Below are 815 nucleotides of genomic sequence, written 5' to 3' on the forward strand. Positions count from 1 at the left end.
ATACTGCCTAAGCTTCGGTTGAATACTTAGCCCCGTTAAATTTTCTGCGCAAAATCACTCGACCAGTGAGCTATTACGCACTCTTTGAATGAGTGGCTGCTTCTAAGCCAACATCCTGGTTGTCTTAGCAATTTCACATCATTTTCCACTTAGTATTCATTTGGGACCTTAGCTGTAGATCTGGGCTGTTTCCCTTTTGACTATGCGACTTATCTCACACAGTCTGACTGCCATGAAACAATTATCCGGCATTTGAAGTTTGATAGGGTTCAGTAACCTCGCGGCCCCTAGCCCATTCAGTGCTCTACCTCCGGTAATCTATCATAACGCTAGCCCTAAAGCTATTTCGGGGAGAACCAGCTATATCCGAGTTCGATTGGAATTTCTCCGCTATCCACAAGTCATCCCCGGTCTTTTCAACGAACGTGGGTGCGGCCCTCCATTGCGTCTTACCGCAACTTCAGCCTGCTCATGGATAGGTCACCCGGTTTCGGGTCTAATACATGCAACTTCTCGCCCTATTCAGACTCGCTCTCGCTTCGGCTCCAAAACTCCAGTTTCTTAACCTTGCTGCATACATTAACTCGCCGGACCGTTCTACAAAAAGTACCCGATCACACATTAACATGCTCTCGGTGCTTGTAGGCACAAGGTTTCAGGTTCTCTTTCACTCCCCTCCCGGGGTCCTTTTCACCTTTCCCTCACGGTACTGCTTCTCTATCGGTCACCAGGTAGTATTTAGGCTTGGATGATGGTCCACCCGTATTCCCACAGGGTTCCTCGTGTCCTGTGGTACTCTGGATACTGCTAGCGTG

At 48.6% G+C, this 815-nt stretch carries 1 rRNA gene; it reads right to left on the reverse strand.

Annotated features, from left to right (window positions below):
- Positions 1-815: ribosomal RNA gene (locus KQI75_RS13465) — 23S ribosomal RNA — on the reverse strand; the annotation flags it as partial.

It is taken from the genome of Butyricicoccus intestinisimiae (assembly GCF_018918345.1).
GTDB lineage: Bacteria > Bacillota > Clostridia > Oscillospirales > Butyricicoccaceae > Butyricicoccus_A > Butyricicoccus_A intestinisimiae.